Origin of the sequence: Bradyrhizobium sp. (genome assembly GCF_030697065.1) — a bacterium.
In the GTDB taxonomy this organism is placed as follows: domain Bacteria; phylum Pseudomonadota; class Alphaproteobacteria; order Rhizobiales; family Xanthobacteraceae; genus Bradyrhizobium.
In genome coordinates, this window is sequence record NZ_JAUYQU010000208.1 from 1 (window position 1) to 15,316 (window position 15,316).

A 15,316-nucleotide genomic window follows, 5' to 3' on the forward strand; every position below is an offset into this window, starting at 1 on the left:
GCCATGGCGGGCTGGAGCCGCCGCTTCCGGATCGCCATCCAGGGCGAGGATCCGCGCACCGGCAAAAGTTTCATCTGGCATTTGTTTCAGGCGCGCCCGGGCGGCGGCGCCTCATCGGGCGGCGACGGCTATTCGTCGATCGGCGAATGGCACAGCGTCGGCGGCCTCAAATTCGGCAGCCTCGAGGTCGCGGAGGTGCGTTTCCCGCTGCACTTTCGCCGGCATGAGTTCCGCGAAAATTCCGGCGGCGACGGCAAATTCCGCGGCGGTCTCGGCGTCGCGCTCGACCTGGTGCTGGAAACCACAAAGCCCGCGCGCGGCAACACCGCCGGCGACGGCGTACGCCACGGCCCGTGCGGGATGCTCGGCGGCCAGGACGGCGTGCCGCATGACTACCGGCTGATCTCTGAGGGACGTCCGCCGCGGCCGCTGCGCACCAAGGAAGTCGGCATCGAGCTGCGTCCCGGCGACTGTCTCGAAATCCGCTCCTCCGGCGGCGGCGGCTATGGGCCGCCGGGCGAGCGTTCGGCGGAAGCGCGAGCGCGCGACCGCGAGCAGGGACTTGTCACTGACGACGCGCCGGCGGGGCAGGGCTCCTGATGTACACGATCGGAATTGACGTCGGCGGAACCTATACGGATCTCGTCGCCATCGACGGGCACGGCACGACCGTGTTCGCGAAATCGCCGTCGACGCCGGCGGACCAGTCGGTCGGCGTCATGGCCGGGCTGGAAGAACTGGCGCGGCGATTGAAGCTGACGCGCGAAAAAATGCTTGGAGCTACCGGCCGCATCGTGCACGGCACCACGGTTGCGACCAACGCGCTTCTCGAGCGCAAGGGCGCAAAAGTCGCGCTGCTCACCACCGAGGGCCATCGCGACGTGATCGAGATGCGCGAGGGGCTGAAGGACAACCGTTACGATCTGCGGTCACCGCCGCCACATCCGCTGGTGCCGCGCGAGCGGCGGTTCGGCGTCAGGGAGCGGCTCAAGCCCAATGGCGAGGTCGCGATACCCCTGAGCGATCGCTCGCTCGATGAGGCCATCGCCGCGATCCGCCGCTCCGGCGCCAATTCGGTCGCGGTCTGCTTTCTGCATTCCTATCTCAATCCCGCGCACGAACTCGCCGCCGTCGAACGGCTGGCGCGCGAACTGCCCGAGGTCAGCGTTTCCCGGTCGAGCGACGTGCTGCCGCAGATAAAGGAATATGAGCGCGTCTCGACTACGATCGTGAATGCCTATGTCCGGCCGCTGGTGCGGCACTATCTGGCCAATCTGGAGCAGCGCCTTGGCGAGGCCGGCTTCAAGGGCTCGCTCTTCATCATCCTGTCGCATGGCGGCATGGCTCCGGCGGAGGAAGCATCCAGACTCGCCGCGGGCACGGTGTTGTCGGGTCCGGCCGGCGGCATTTCCGGCGCCCGGCGCTGCGCCGACCTGCTCGGCATCCCCGATCTGGTGCCGTTCGACATGGGCGGCACCTCCACCGACATCTCGCTGATCGCCGAGGGCCGCGCCACGCTGTCCGCCGACGGCATGCTCGCCGGCCAGCGCATTGCGCTGCGCAGCCTCGACATCGCCAGCATCGCGGCCGGCGGCGGCTCGATCGCAACGGTCGATGCCGGCGGCACCTTGCGGGTCGGCCCGGAAAGCGCGGGCTCGGTGCCGGGGCCGGCCTGCTACGGCAATGGCGGTACGGCCGCCACAGTCACCGACGCCAATGTCGTGCTCGGCTATCTCGACGCGAGCGCTTTCATGGGCGGCGCGCGTCCGCTGGATGCTGCGGCAGCCGAAGCCGCGGTTGACCGGGTAGCGGCGTCGCTGGACCTCGAACGGATCGAGGCGGCCGCCGGCATTTTCCGCATGATCAACCTGAAGATGGCCGACGGCATCCGGCTGATGACCCTGCGCCGCGGCGTCGATCCCCGGAAATTCGCGCTGCTGAGTTTTGGCGGCGCGGCCGGCCTGCATGCCGCCGAGGTCGCGCGCGAGCTCGACATCAAGCGCATCATCGTGCCGGTGGCGGCCTCGGTGCTGTCGGCCTGGGGCATGCTGACCAGCGATCTGCGCTACGAAGTCAGTCGTACCCATTATGGCTCCGCCGCCCGCATCTCCGCCGACGAAGCGCGAACCCTGTTTGCGGATCTGGAGCAACAGGCCACCGGCCGGCTGCGCGCCTGGTTCGGCGGCCCGATGACGACGGAGCGTTCCGCCGAAATGCGCTACGGCGAGCAGATCTTCGAGATCGACGTCGCTCTCGACGGCCTCGACTGGAACGCTGCCTCGCTGGTCGACGCCATCGAGGATCGCTTCCACCGCCGCCACGAAGAACTCTACACCTACGCCGCCCGCGACCAGGAAGTAGTGTTCGTCAACGCCCGAGTCGCCGCGGTCGGCGAAGTGTCGCAGCGCAGGCAGGATGCGAAGCCGGCGCCATCGGCAGCCGTCTGCGCGCCGCGCGGAACGCGGCAGGCGTGGTTCGGCGCCTGGCGCAACGTACCGGTCTACGCGCTCGATGATCTCAGGCCCGGCCACGCGCTGGCGGGACCTGCGATTGTCGAGGCCGAGACCACGACGGTGGTCGTGGATACCGGCGACAAGGTTACGGTCAACGCGCTGGGCTGGCTTGATATTGCGCTGAGGTGATGCCTGCTCAGGTCTTGTTGATCGACACGCCGCCATCCACCAGCATCGCGCTTCCGGTAATGAAGGCCGCGGCATCGGACGCCAGGAACAATGCCGCGCGGGCCTGCTCCTCCGGCGCTGCGATGCGCTTCAAGGCGTGCATGTTGCGCACGAAGGCCTTCATATCCTCGGTATCTGCCATCGCATCGGCCGCCGCGGTTTGCGTGCCGCCCGGCAGCAGGGCGTTGACGCGAATGCCTTGCGGTCCGTACTCGACCTCAAGCGCCTTCATCAGGCCGATCTGGCCGGCCTTGCTGGCCGCGTAAGTGGCGGCGCCCGGCATCGCGGCGGTGGTGCCGACGAAGGAACTGACGAAGATCAGCGATCCCTTGCCGCGCGCGAGCATGGCGGGGATCTGGTACTTGGCGCCGAGAAAGGCGCTGGTGAGATTGGTCGCCATCGTCGCGTCCCAGGCGTCGCGGGTCACGTCAGGCGTTTGCATCATCGGTCCGAGTACGCCGGCATTGTTGACGGCGACATCAAGTCCTCCGAAGCGCGATTTTGTATGCTCCACCAAAGCGCGCGCGAAGGATTCGTCGGATACGTCACCCGCCAGCGCAGAGCCAGCGCCGCCTGCCATCTCGATTTCGGCCACGAGGCCATCGAGTAGTTCCCGCCGTCGCGCAGTGGCGATGACGCGGGCCCCTTCAGCAGCAAATAGCAGGGCAATCGCCCGCCCGATCCCTGAACTCGCTCCGGTGACGATCGCCACCTTGCCGTCTAGCGCCATTCCTGAGGTACCCATCGTGTCTCTCCATTTTACTTGAGATTCACATTGGGTCGAGATCGCGGGCGTTAGCCACCCGATACCCGAACAAGCGCCGATGCATGTTTCTCGAGGCGAATGAACACGCCGGAGCTGCGCCAGAACAACCTTACTTCTTCTGCCCGTAGTTCAGCAGCCCGCCGAGCCCCTTCGGCGGATGCGCGCGCAGCGCTTCCTCGTTCGGTTCGGTGCCCCAGCCGGGGCGGTCGGGGATGACCAGATAGCCGTCGACGATCTCGGGCAGGTGGGTGAACAATTCGTGGTCCCATTCCAGCCGGTCGATGTCGATTTCCATGATCCGCAGGTTAGGCACCGCGGCGCAGAAATGCGCGTTCATCATGCTGCAGAGGTGACCATAGAAATTATGCGGCGCGACGTTGACCTCGTGCGCCTCGGCGCTTGCTGCGATCTTCATCGACTGCCACACCCCGTTCCAGGGCGTATCGATGATCGCGACGTCCATCGCCTGTTCGCGGAAATAGGGCAGGAATTCGCGAAGGCCGAGCAGCGTTTCGCAGGACGAGACCGGGTGCGGGCTTTGCCGCCGGATATAGCCGAGCGCTTCGGGACTGAAGCTGTCGATCTCGATCCAGAACATGTCGAGGTCGGCGATGGTACGCAATATTTTCAGGTAGCCTTCGGTCTTGGCGTTGAAATTGAGGTCGAGCAGGATATCGACGTCGGGCCCGGCGCCGTCGCGAATGGCTTCCAGATGCATGCGCAAATCGCGCAGCACCTTGCGGTCGACATTGATCTCCGGCTCGAACGGCGAACCGAAACCGGGCCGCCAGCCCTGCGGCTTGCCGTCGGTGTAGGTGAAGATGTTGGTCTTCAGCGCGGTGAAGTTCTTCTCGCGCACCTCCTGCCCGATCGCTTTGACGCCGTAGAGGTCGGTGATCGCGGGCTTGTACCAGCCGGGATGGTTGATGCGCCAGGTCGCGCAATGCGACCAGTAGACCCTGACGCGGTCGCGGATCTTGCCGCCGAGCAGTTCGTAGCAGGGCACGCCGAGCAGCTTGCCCTTGGCGTCGAGCAGCGCATTCTCGATGGCGCCGAGCGCCAGCGCCACCACGCCGCCGGTGGCGGGACGGGTCGCCGCGGACAGTTCCGCAAAGATCAGCTCATGCGCCATGACGTCCTTGCCGACCACGCGGGCGGACAGCCGCTGGATCGCCGTGCCGACACCGGGCGCGCCAAATCCCTCGTCATATTCACTCCAGCCGACCACGCCGTCCTCGGTCGAGACCTTGACGAAATGGTAGTTGCGCCATCCGGCGTCGCAGGCGAGGATTTCGACGCTTCTCACTTTTGATGTTTTCGTCACGGCGTTTCCCTTTTGCTTCTTGTTTGTCGTTCGGCTCGCGCCGCTTGTCGATCTTTATGGCCTCAATGCCTCAGCGCCTGCGCGATGATGTCGGAGCTTTTTTCCGCGACCATGATGGTGGCGGGATGAATGTTCGGCGACGGCATCGCCGGCATCACCGAGGCGTCGACCACGCGCAATCCGTCGATGCCGCGAACGCGCAGGCTGCTGTCCACCACGGCGCCGTCGTCCTCGCCCATCCGGCAGGTGCCGCAGGGGTGATAGACCGTCGAGCCCATGCCGCGGACGAAGTCGGCGATCTCGTCGTCGCTCTCGATCGCCGGATCGGGCCGGATCTGTTCTGTCACCAGCGAGCGGAACGGCTCGGTCGCGGCAATCTGCCGGCCGATGCGGAAGCCGGCCTGCATGATGCGCATGTCGTCGGGGTGGGTGAGGTAATTGGCGAGGATGCGCGGCGGCATTTTGCCCGCCGCGTCGCGCAGCGTGATCTCTCCGCGGCTCTTGGGCCGGCAGACGCTGAAGATGAAGGTAAAGCCCGGCCAGCGATGCAGGCCGAGCTTCAGACTGTCGGAGGAGAAATTCAGCACCTGGTACTGGAGATCCGGCACCGGCTCCGCCGGGCTGGACTTGGCAAACAGCGTCGCCTCGGTGGCGCCGACCGCCAGTTGGCCGGTCCCGGTGAACAGCCATTGCAGCGCCATCCTGGCCGATTTGACCGGATTCATCACCGCTTCATTGAGCGTGTCGCCGCAATGGGTCTTGAACGCAAAGCTCGCCTGGTAATGATCCTGCAGGTTCTTGCCGACGCCGGGCAGGTCCAGTTTTACCGCGATGCCGTGCTGCGCGAGTTCGTTCGCCGGACCGATGCCGGAGGCCAGCAGCAGCACCGGCGAGTTGATGGCGCCGCCGGACAGGATCAGTTCGCGCCGCGCGCCGATGCGCTGGATCTTTCCGTCGCGCTCGACCTCGACGCCGACGGCGCGGCGTCCCTCGAACAGGATTTTCCGCACCTGCGTTCGGGTCATCAGCTCCAGGTTTTTGCGGCCGAGATTGGGCCGGAGATAGCCCACCGCGGTCGAGCGGCGCCAGCCATTGTGGACATTGAGCGGCGCAAAGCCGATGCCGTCGATGCGCTCGCCGTTGAAATCCGGGTTGCGCTGGTATTGCAGGCGCTCGCAGGCCTCGACGAAGGCCTTCGCCACCGTCGAGGGTCGCTTGACGTTGGAGACCGTGATCGGACCGCCGGTGCCGCGCCACTGGTCCGCGCCGTCGGCGCAATGCTCCACCCGCTTGAAGTAGGGCAGCACGTCGCGGTAGCCCCAGCCTTGCGCGCCGAGCCGCTGCCACTCGTCGTAGTCGCTCGGCGCGCCGCGCAGGAAAACCAGTCCGTTGATCGAGCCCGACCCGCCCACCACCTTGCCGCGCGGCCAGATGATGCTGCGGCCGCCCAGTCCCGGCTCCGGCTCGGTCTCGTAACCCCAGTTGATTTTCGCGTTGGGGACGAGCTTCCCGAAGCCGCGGGGGATATGGATCCAGGGATTGCGGTCGCGCCCGCCGGCCTCGATGACGCATAGCGAAATCCCGGGATTTTCCGTCAGCCGCCCCGCCACCACGCACCCGGCCGATCCGGCGCCGGCCACCACGACGTCGAATTCCGCATCGAACCCGGGTTTTGCCATGATGCTCCTTCTGCGAGGATTTGCGCGTCGGATGCCGCGAAACTTGCGGCCATCATGGTATCGCCAAACCGGAATCGTCTGCAACCGCCGCCGCCGCCGGGAGGCGAGGCTGGCGGCGGACCGGCGGTCGTGCCACTTCTATCGGAATTTGCGGGCGATCAGGTGATCCAGCGAGAGCAGGCCGGGACCCCGCGCGATCACGATCAGAAAGCAGGTGGCCCATACGCCATGGGTCGGCCATGCGTCCGGGTAGACGAAGATCTCGATCACCGCGGTCATGAACAGCAGCGCCATTGCCGAGAATCGCGACGCCAGCCCGATCACCAGCAGAACCGGGAAAAAATGCTCGGCGATCGTGGCGGCATAGGCGGCGATTTCGGGATCGATCAGCGGCAGCCGGTACTCTTCCTGGAACAGCGCCATGGCGCTGGGCTTCAGGCTGAAACCCTCGACCTTGGTCTGGCCCGATTGCCAAAACACCATGGCGGGGAAGATCCGGGCCGAAAGGGCGATCAGCCAAAAGGGAATGCGATCCAGCGCAGCGATCGCCCGCTGAACGATCCGCACCGGCAGCATGGTCGGCGTCGCCGCCGTTTCGAGCGTTTTGCCGAGAGTCGTCATGATGTCCTCGCCGCTGGAGACAGGATGGCGCGGACGACGCCTGAGCCGATCAGACCCGCGAGATTGCCGGTGAGGTCGAAACCGGCGTGGTCGGCGAGCGCAACGCCGATGGCATCGCGCAGCGGCAGGCCGTCGGCGAGCGAGCGCAGGAACGCCGCGCCGCCCGGTGGCAGCGCGCGAACCTCGACGTCCATATGTGGCCGGACGACGAGAGCGTCCTCGCTTTGCCCGGTCTCGATCGGCCGTAGCTCGAGCTCGCCGCTGTTCATCGCCCAGATCGTCACGATCGGGAATGGCGAGCGCAGGATGGCGGCCGAGGGATGCAGCTGGAGACGGATGTCGCCGAGGGCCCCGGCATCGAGCGCCGCGAAGCCGTCCGCACCGAGCGGCATGGCATCTTCCGCATGGTAGGCGCGGGTGCGCGCCGCCTCGAGCCGTGCCACGTCCGCCAGGTAAGGCAGCTCCCGCGCCGGCTCGAAAGCGGCGATGAAGTCGGCGAACTCCTCGCCATACTGCGCAAGCAACGGCGAGCGCGGCGGATGCCGGATCACGAATTGCCGCGCCATCGCGGCGAAGAACTCGCCGCCGACCAGCCGTTCGATGACGGGATAACGCCGCGCCAGCGCCGCGCCAAGACTTGCCAGTACATTGTTGCGGTAGACGGCAAAGCGCCGCGCCGGAACGGCGGCGGTGTGCGCAGCGAGGCCGGGCGGAAGGGCCGGCTCGGTGCCGAGCAGCGCTTGCGCAAAGGATGTTTCAAATGGTGCGGCCATGGCTTCGCTCATGCCGCCGACGCGCGCGCGGCGCCGGACAGGATATGTTGGGCGGCGACGGCCTCGGCGCGCAGCGTCGGCCAGTCCGGCACGTCATTGTCCCATTCGATCAGGGTCGGCAGCGCACCGATGCGCCCGATCACCTCGCGGTAGAGCGCCCAGACCTCGCCCGCGACGGCCACGCGGTGGCTGTCGATCAGCAGCTTCTCCCCGGCATCGCCGGTGTCGGCATCATGACCGCCGAGGTGAATTTCCGCGACGCGGTCGAGAGGAAACCGGTAGAGATAGTCCAGCGCCGACGTGCCATGGTTGGTGGCCGAGACGAAGACGTTGTTGATGTCGAGCAGCAGTCCGCATCCGGTGCGCCGCGAAACCTCGGCGAGGAATTTCGACTTCCGGGATGGTGCTCTCGGCGAAGCCGAGATAGGTCGACGGATTTTCCAGCAGCATCTGCCGCTTGAGCGCGGTTTGTACTTCGTCGACGTGATCGGCGACCCGCGCCAGCGTCGCTTCGGTATAGGGCAGCGGCAGCAGGTCGTTGAAATAGACGCCGTCATGCGACGACCAGGCGAGATGCTCGGAAAAGCTGGCCGGCGCATAGCGGTCGCACAGCCTGCGCAGCCGGGCCAGGTGAGCGCGGTCCAGCGGCCCGGTAGAGCCGATCGACAGCCCGACACCGTGTATCGACAGCGCGTAGCGCTCGCGCAACGCGGTGAGTTGCGCATGCGGCGGCCCGCCGGCGCCCATGTAGTTCTCCGCATGGACTTCGAAGAATCCGATCGGCTGCGCGGCGGCCAGAATCGCCGCCCCATGTTCGGGCTTGAAGCCGACGCCGGCTGAAGCCGGTAAATGAGCAGCGTTGGACATCGGCTGGACTCGCTTGGTGGGGGCTGCGCGTGCAGCGGCGCGCGGAACGGACCGCGCGCCGGGTGCTCGGTTCAGGACTTGATCGGCTCCAGCGAACCGCTGCCCTTCGGCGTCTTGATGCTGGCGCAGGTCCCCTTGGCGACATACTTCCAGGCATCGCCCTGGTAGTCGGTCTTGGCGGTGCCGGCGCAGGTGGTGCCGGCGCCCGCAGCGCAATCGTTCTGGCCCTTCATGGAGATACCGAAGCACTTGTCCATGGTCGGCTGCGGCGCCTTGGGCGCTGCGAACGCCGGAGCGGCGAGCATGGAAAGCGCGGCGGCGAAGGAGCCGGCGATAGTGGCGTGGGCGATCTTGGAATTCATGAGGTGATCCTTTCCTAGAAGCTTCAGTGAAAGCGCCACCAAGTTACGGGGGTGGCGGCAGCACCGTTACGACGTCGGTCTCCGCCTGTTATCACAAGCCCGTGATATCCGGGGGTGCAAGACCGTGAAACCGGCAGTCAGGCTATTTGGCTTGCATCGCGTTGGTTGCATCCCAATCGTCGCCCGGCGGCTGCCGAATAAAGCCGCGGCAACGTTCGAGCATCAGCCGCGCGGGCGGGTCCCCGTCACGCGCCTGGAGCGCCTGCTCGAACAGCCCGGCGGCCGCTTCGAAACGGCGGTCGCGATAGGCGGAGAGCCCGGATTCATACAGCGTCATGGATGGTGGAAGGACCGTGCCGTCCCCGGCCATCCCGAGCAACTCGTAGACCGCGATGCCGTGCGCGCGGCCGTATACCGTCAGGCGGTCGAGTTCGCGAACCAGGATTCGATCGCCGGCGAGGCGACGGGTTTCCTCGCCGATGATGATGTCGGTGCCATATTCCTTGTTGGCGCCTTCCAGCCGGCTGGCGACGTTCACGGCGTCGCCGATCACCGTATAATTGAGGCGGAGCTCGGAGCCGATATTGCCGACCAGCACGTCGCCGGAATTGACGCCGATCCGCACCCGCAGCGGCCGGCCGGAATCGTCGGTCAGGCCGGACTCCCGGAGCGCGCGCTGGCAGGCGAGCGCGGCGCGGCAGGCATCGGCGGCGTGGTCGGGATTGGCCGCCGGCGCACCCCAGAACGCCATCACCGCGTCGCCGATGAACTTGTCGATGGTGCCGCGATGGTCGCTGACTTCGCGCGACATGGTGTCGAGGTAACTGGAGAGCAGCGGGACGATGCGGTCGCCGAGCCGCTCGGATAACCCGGTGAAGCCGGCGATATCGGCGAACAGGATCGTCAGCGGCTTGATCGAGCCGCCCGGGCGAGGTTCGATGCCTTCGCGAACCAGCATTCTGACCAGATCGGCGGGAATATACTTCCGAAAGGCCGCGAGTCCGCCCGCCATATCGGCGATGGCGCCCGACAGATTCTCGATCTCGGTGATATCAGAGGCGTGGCGGCGGACCTTGTCGAGATCGAACCGGGCGACGTGTTTGAGTTCGTCGACGACCATGATCAGCGGCGTGGCGATCAGGTGCCGGGCAAGCCATGCCGACAGCAGACCGGCGGCGAGAATGAGGACCGCCAGGCCGATCAGCAACTGGCGGATCGTCGCCTCGATCGGGCCGAGAAATTCCTTTTCCGGAATCACGGTCGCCAGCATCCAGCCTGGAAAGGCGAGCGGCGTGAGGCTGACCGCATACGCCTCGCCGGCCTGTTCCAGCCGGACCTGACCGGCAGCCTTTTGCCCGGGACCGGAGCCGCCGGCCTGACCGATCGCGCGCCGGGCGATCGCGAGCAAAGGCTGGTCGGAGCGCTGCATGTTGGTTTCATCGGCATCCGGATCCGGGGCGGCGATCGTGTTGCCGTCGCTGCCCAGGATAAACGCCGCGCCGGACGTTCCGACCGAGAGCTGCGACAGGAACCGGGCGAGGCGGGTATATTCGATGATGATGGCGAGAACGCCCTGGCGCTTCTGGTAGACGTCGATCGGACCGGCATAGGCGATCGACGGACGCGGTCCCACGGGATGGGCGGCGACGCTGAACCAGCGCGGTTCGTCGGCGGCGATCGCCGAACGAAACCACTCCTGTTCGGTGACCGCATAATCTGTGTCCAGAAATTGCCGCTTCTCGAATTCGATATCGCCGACCACCACGCGGTACTGGTCGACCCGCCGCTTGACGACGCCGTCGACCGGCGCGATTTCCATCATCTCCAGCGCCAGATCGCCGAGCTTGTGTGCCGCAAAGAACGTGCCGTCGGGCCAGCCGAACGCCACCCAGGAGATGTTCGGTTGCGACTGTAACTGGGACAGGAAGACGAATTCGCGCTTGTCGGCCTCGCGGGTCTCCAGCACGTTCTGCAGGAACAAGGTGCGGATGGCGGTATGCGCGGCGCGCGCTTCGGTGGTGATGACGGTGACTTCCTTTTCAACCGCCGCGACGATCTGGCGGTTGATCGTGTCCGCCAGCGCGTGGCTGTTGGCTTCGGCGGTCCGCCACCACAAGAGGTGGACGCCCACGGCGCTGACCAGGATCGACACGAGGACCAGTCCGGAAATGGCAAGGCGGATGCCGATTCGCATGGTGGCGCAATTCTCCTCGCGGCCCTTGCAGTGTCCACCATGGGCCGGTAATCCGCAAATGCCCCCTGGCCCCGCCCCGCCCGGCCTTTTGCTGCGGTGGCCTGCAAATCTTGTCACCCCACGTGGTATCGCTATATCAGGCTGCCTCCGGATGTTCATGCTCGAGCGAGATTGCTGATGACCGCCAACGCCACGACCGCCGACACCGCCCCCGTTTCCCAGCCGTTCCAGGCCGAGGTCGCCGAATTGCTGCACCTGATGGTGCATTCGGTCTATTCGGAAACCGACATTTTCCTGCGCGAGCTGATTTCGAACGCTTCGGACGCCTGCGACAAGCTGCGCTATGAGGCGATCGCCCATCCCGAACTGGTCGCAGACGGCGAGCCGCCCAAAATCCGCATCGCGCCCGACAAGGCGGCCGATACGCTGCGCGTGATCGATACCGGGATCGGCATGGACCGCCAGGAGCTGATCGACAATCTCGGCACCATCGCCCGTTCCGGCACCAAATCCTTCCTCTCGCGCCTGACCGAGGCCAAGGATGGAGCCGGGCTGATCGGCCAGTTCGGCGTCGGCTTCTATTCCGCCTTCATGGTGGCCGACCGCATCGTCGTCACCAGCCGCCGCGCCGGCAGCGACGAGGTCTGGAGCTGGACCTCGTCGGGCGGCGCCGGATTCGAGGTCGCGCCCGCCGGCGCGGAGGATGCGACGCGCGTCGTCCGCGGCACCGAAATCGTGCTGCACCTGAAACCCGACGCAAAAAAATATCTCGAGACCTACGAAATCGAGCGCATCGTCGGCGCCTATTCCGACAACATCCAGTTTCCGATCGAACTGGTCCCCGAGGAAGGCGAGCCGCGCCAGATCAATTCGGCCAGCGCGCTGTGGCAGCGCTCCAAGTCGGAGTTGACGCCCGAAGACTACACCCAGGCCTACAAGCAGATCGCGAACGCCTTCGACGAGCCGGCGATGACGCTGCATTACCGTGCCGAGGGCCGCTATTCCTATGCGGTGCTGCTGTTCGCGCCCTCGACAAAGCCGTTCGACCTGTTCGAGCCGCAGCGCAAGGGCCGGGTCAAGCTGTATGTCCGCCGCGTCTTCATCACCGACGACGCCGATTTGCTGCCGGCCTATCTGCGCTTCATCCGCGGCGTGGTCGACAGCGAGGATCTGCCGCTCAACATTTCCCGGGAAATGCTGCAGAACAACCCGCAACTGGCGCAGATCCGCAAAGCCGTGACCACCCGCGTGGTCAGCGAACTGGAGACCCTCGGCGACAAGGACCCGGAAAACTTCGCGAAAATCTGGGAAGCCTTCGGGCCCGTCATCAAGGAAGGCCTCTACGAGGATTTCGAACGCCGCGAAAAACTCCTGGCGCTGTCGCGCTTCACGTCAACGGCGGGCGAGAACCGCTCGCTGAAGCAGTACATCGCCGATCTCAAGCCGAACCAGACCGAGGTCTACTTCCTGGTCGGCGACAGCATCGAGCGGCTGAAGTCCAATCCGAAGCTGGAATCGGCCGCGGCCCGCGGCATCGAAGTCTTGCTGCTGACCGATCCGGTCGACGCGTTCTGGACCTCGGCCCCGCTCGATTTCGAAGGCAAGCCGCTGAAGTCGCTGAGCCAGGGCGATATCGATTTTGGACTCATCCCGCTGCTCGACGACAAGAAGGAAGAGGCAAATCCGGAGGCCGACGAGGCTTCGATCATCGCCGTGATCAAGGCCACCCTCGGCGAGCGGGTCTCCGACGTCCGCGCCTCGCAGCGGCTGACGTCGAGTGCCTCCTGCCTGGTCGCCGGCAGCCATGGCCCGGACCGCGAACTGGAACGCCTGCTGGCGCGGCAGAACAAGGGCGCCGGCACCAAGCCGATCCTCGAAATCAATTTGCGCCATCCGTTGGTCGCGGCGATCTCGGGCGACACCGCTGAGGCCGCCGACCTGTCGTTCCTGCTGCTGGAGCAGGCGCAGATCCTCGACGGCGAACTGCCGGAAGACCCGGCCGCTTTCGCCGGAAGGCTCAACCGGCTGGTGCTGCAGGGGGTGACGAAGGGCGGGTAGGGCATAGACAAACCGGGAAAAGGTTTGATTAATCGGGCTTCTTGTTGAGGTGTTGAACCCAAATTCCAGAGCCGGCCGTATCTGCTAGAATGGTTCGTAACGGGGCGTTTCCGCTGATATGACCACACCCGCCCACCCCGACACCTTTTACGGTTCCATCCCGGTCTTTCGCGGCTTTGCCAGCCTGATGGATCCGGCGCTGTATTCGCCGTTGCCGGATGACTGGACGATCGGCGTCGCCGATATCGTGGAATCGACGCGGGCGATCGCGGAGGCGCGCTACAAGGCGGTCAACATGGCCGGGGCTTCGGTGATCGCGGCGATCTCGAATGCGCTGGCGGGGCGCGAATTTCCCTTCGTGTTCGGCGGCGACGGGGCCAGTTTCGCGGTGGCGCCGGACGATCTCGATCGCACCCGGGAGGCGATGGCGGCGACCGCGACATGGGTCGAGGAGAGCCTCAACCTCGTGATGCGGGTGGCGCTGGTGCCGGTGTCGGCGGTGCGGGCGCAGGGGTTCGATGTCCGCGTCGCGCGGTTCGGGCCGTCGGCCAATCTGTCCTATGCGATGTTTTCCGGCGGCGGCCTCGGCTGGGCCGAGACGGCGATGAAGCGCGGCGAGTTCGCGGTGCCGAAGGCCGCGCCCGGCACCCAGCCCGATCTCACGGGATTGTCATGCCGGTTCGAGGAAATTCCGTCGGTGCGCGGCCTCATCCTCTCCGTGCTGGTGGTGCCCGCGCGCGCTGCCGACGCCACCGCCTTTCGCAAGGTGATCGAGGATCTGGTCGCGCTGGTCGAGCGCAGCCCGGATGCGGGACGGCCGGTGCCGCCGGACGGCCCGCCGCTGACATGGCCGCCGAGCGGCAACAAGTACGAGGTCGCCACGAGGCGCGGGTCGCTGCTGAAGCGGCGCGCCTTCGTGCTCGCCAACACGCTGTTCGTCTACGTGATTATGCGCTTCGGCCTCAGCGTCGGCGGTTTCGTGCCGAAGACCTATGTGCAGCAGGTGGTGGAGAATTCCGACTTCCGCAAATATGACGACGGCCTGCGCATGATCCTCGACTGCACGCCGGAACTGGAGCAGGGGCTCACGAAAGTGCTCGCCGAGGCGGCCGCGGCCGGAACCGTGCGCTACGGCCTGCACCGGCAGGATGCGGCGATGATGACCTGCTTTGCGCCGTCGGTCACGCGCAGCGACCACGTCCATTTCATCGACGGCGCGCGCGGCGGCTATGCTTCGGCGGCGACGGCGCTGAAGGCGACGATGGCGGCCTGAGACGGGCCGCGCGCCGGGCCGCCGGACTGATGCCGCGGCGTCTGCGGCGATCTCCGAAGCCACCCTTCAGGTTGCCTTCGCGAGGGCTATTGCTACGATCGCCGTATCAAGAAGGGCAACCAACTGCCGGCACGCGCGGAACGTGGACCGGCGTATGCTGCCTGAGGTCTGCGTCGAGGGGAGGAAGCATGCTGAGGCTGAAGGCCAAATCGTTCGCGCTCGCGCTGGCGGGCCTTGCGTTCATGGCGCCGGATGGCGGCGCGCTGGCGCAGGGCAAGCCGACCGTCGGCATCGCCATGCCGACCAAGGCCTCGGCGCGCTGGATCGATGACGGCAACAACATCGTCAAGGTGCTGAAGCAGCGCGGCTACGGCGCCGACCTGCAATATGCCGAGGACGATATCCCGAACCAGCTTGCCCAGGTCGAGAACATGGTGACCAAGGGCGCCAGGGTGCTGGTCATTGCGGCGATCGACGGCACCACGCTGTCCGATGCGCTCAGGCAGGCCAAGGCCAGGGGCATCACGGTGATCGCCTATGATCGTCTGATCCGCGGCACGCCTGACGTCGACTACTACGCGACCTTCGACAATTTCCAGGTCGGGGCGCTGCAGGCGCAGTCGATCGAGCAGGGGCTCGGGCTGAAGGAGGGCAAGGGGCCGTTCAATATCGAATTGTTCGGCGGATCGCCCGACGACAACAATGCGTATTTCTTCTA

General features: G+C 66.1%; 12 protein-coding genes and 1 pseudogene. 5 read left to right on the forward strand and 8 right to left on the reverse strand.

The window, feature by feature from the left end; all coding sequences use genetic code 11:
- A partial coding sequence (locus Q8R73_RS16530) for a hydantoinase B/oxoprolinase family protein (protein ID WP_305720628.1) occupies nucleotides 1-600 on the forward strand: 600 nt, incomplete at its 5' end.
- Nucleotides 600-2,642: a hydantoinase/oxoprolinase family protein gene (locus Q8R73_RS16535; protein WP_305720629.1), complete on the forward strand. Its 2,043-nt coding sequence runs from the start codon at nucleotides 600-602 to the stop codon at nucleotides 2,640-2,642. The genes Q8R73_RS16530 and Q8R73_RS16535, both read left to right, overlap by 1 nt.
- 7 nt (nucleotides 2,643-2,649) lie before the next feature.
- On the opposite strand, the gene Q8R73_RS16540 is transcribed toward Q8R73_RS16535, so the two are convergent.
- The 8 genes and pseudogenes from Q8R73_RS16540 to Q8R73_RS16575 form a co-directional block, all read right to left on the reverse strand.
- A complete protein-coding gene (locus Q8R73_RS16540) occupies nucleotides 2,650-3,426 on the reverse strand; it encodes an SDR family oxidoreductase (protein WP_305720630.1) in 777 nt (258 codons plus the stop codon).
- A 130-nt stretch (nucleotides 3,427-3,556) separates the two neighbouring features.
- Entirely contained in the window at nucleotides 3,557-4,771 is a 1,215-nt protein-coding gene (locus Q8R73_RS16545; RefSeq protein ID WP_305720631.1) for a mandelate racemase/muconate lactonizing enzyme family protein, read from the reverse strand.
- A gap of 62 nt (nucleotides 4,772-4,833) precedes the next feature.
- On the reverse strand, nucleotides 4,834-6,450 hold the full coding sequence (locus Q8R73_RS16550; protein WP_305720632.1) for a GMC family oxidoreductase: 1,617 nt from the start codon (nucleotides 6,448-6,450) through the stop codon (nucleotides 4,834-4,836).
- 138 nt (nucleotides 6,451-6,588) lie between these two features.
- Nucleotides 6,589-7,071, reverse strand: a complete 483-nt coding sequence (locus Q8R73_RS16555) for a DoxX family protein (RefSeq protein ID WP_371126113.1) — start codon at nucleotides 7,069-7,071, stop codon at nucleotides 6,589-6,591.
- A complete protein-coding gene (locus tag Q8R73_RS16560; RefSeq protein WP_305720633.1) occupies nucleotides 7,068-7,844 on the reverse strand; it encodes a DUF2063 domain-containing protein in 777 nt (258 codons plus the stop codon). Before Q8R73_RS16560 ends, Q8R73_RS16555 begins: the two co-directional genes overlap by 4 nt.
- Before the next feature lie 8 nt (nucleotides 7,845-7,852).
- Nucleotides 7,853-8,711, reverse strand: a pseudogene (locus Q8R73_RS16565) (DUF692 domain-containing protein).
- 71 nt (nucleotides 8,712-8,782) lie between these two features.
- Entirely contained in the window at nucleotides 8,783-9,073 is a 291-nt protein-coding gene (locus Q8R73_RS16570; RefSeq protein ID WP_305720634.1) for a DUF2282 domain-containing protein, read from the reverse strand.
- A 142-nt stretch (nucleotides 9,074-9,215) separates the two neighbouring features.
- Nucleotides 9,216-11,267 (reverse strand): adenylate/guanylate cyclase domain-containing protein, encoded by a 2,052-nt coding sequence (locus Q8R73_RS16575; protein ID WP_305720635.1) that lies wholly within the window; start codon nucleotides 11,265-11,267, stop codon nucleotides 9,216-9,218.
- Between the two features lie 177 nt (nucleotides 11,268-11,444).
- Between Q8R73_RS16575 and htpG the strand changes: the two genes are divergently transcribed.
- The 3 genes from htpG to Q8R73_RS16590 all read left to right on the forward strand — a co-directional run.
- Nucleotides 11,445-13,325, forward strand: coding sequence for a molecular chaperone HtpG (htpG, locus tag Q8R73_RS16580; RefSeq protein WP_305720636.1), 1,881 nt, complete (start codon nucleotides 11,445-11,447; stop codon nucleotides 13,323-13,325).
- A gap of 118 nt (nucleotides 13,326-13,443) precedes the next feature.
- Entirely contained in the window at nucleotides 13,444-14,598 is a 1,155-nt protein-coding gene (locus Q8R73_RS16585; protein ID WP_305720637.1) for a DUF3095 domain-containing protein, read from the forward strand.
- A gap of 188 nt (nucleotides 14,599-14,786) precedes the next feature.
- Nucleotides 14,787-15,316, forward strand: a 530-nt coding sequence (locus Q8R73_RS16590; protein WP_305720638.1) for a substrate-binding domain-containing protein, incomplete at its 3' end; no start/stop codon positions are given.

Excerpts from the sequence above, each read along its gene's own strand:
- Q8R73_RS16585 (WP_305720637.1), top strand. The coding sequence starts at position 13,444 with ATGACCACACCCGCCCACCCCGACACCTTTTACGGTTCCATCCCGGTC.
- Q8R73_RS16550 (WP_305720632.1), bottom strand. The coding sequence starts at position 6,450 with ATGGCAAAACCCGGGTTCGATGCGGAATTCGACGTCGTGGTGGCCGGC.
- Q8R73_RS16575 (WP_305720635.1), bottom strand. The coding sequence starts at position 11,267 with ATGCGAATCGGCATCCGCCTTGCCATTTCCGGACTGGTCCTCGTGTCG.
- Q8R73_RS16535 (WP_305720629.1), top strand. The coding sequence starts at position 600 with ATGTACACGATCGGAATTGACGTCGGCGGAACCTATACGGATCTCGTC.
- Q8R73_RS16570 (WP_305720634.1), bottom strand. The coding sequence starts at position 9,073 with ATGAATTCCAAGATCGCCCACGCCACTATCGCCGGCTCCTTCGCCGCC.
- Q8R73_RS16560 (WP_305720633.1), bottom strand. The coding sequence starts at position 7,844 with ATGGCCGCACCATTTGAAACATCCTTTGCGCAAGCGCTGCTCGGCACC.
- htpG (WP_305720636.1), top strand. The coding sequence starts at position 11,445 with ATGACCGCCAACGCCACGACCGCCGACACCGCCCCCGTTTCCCAGCCG.
- Q8R73_RS16540 (WP_305720630.1), bottom strand. The coding sequence starts at position 3,426 with ATGGGTACCTCAGGAATGGCGCTAGACGGCAAGGTGGCGATCGTCACC.
- Q8R73_RS16555 (WP_371126113.1), bottom strand. The coding sequence starts at position 7,071 with ATGACGACTCTCGGCAAAACGCTCGAAACGGCGGCGACGCCGACCATG.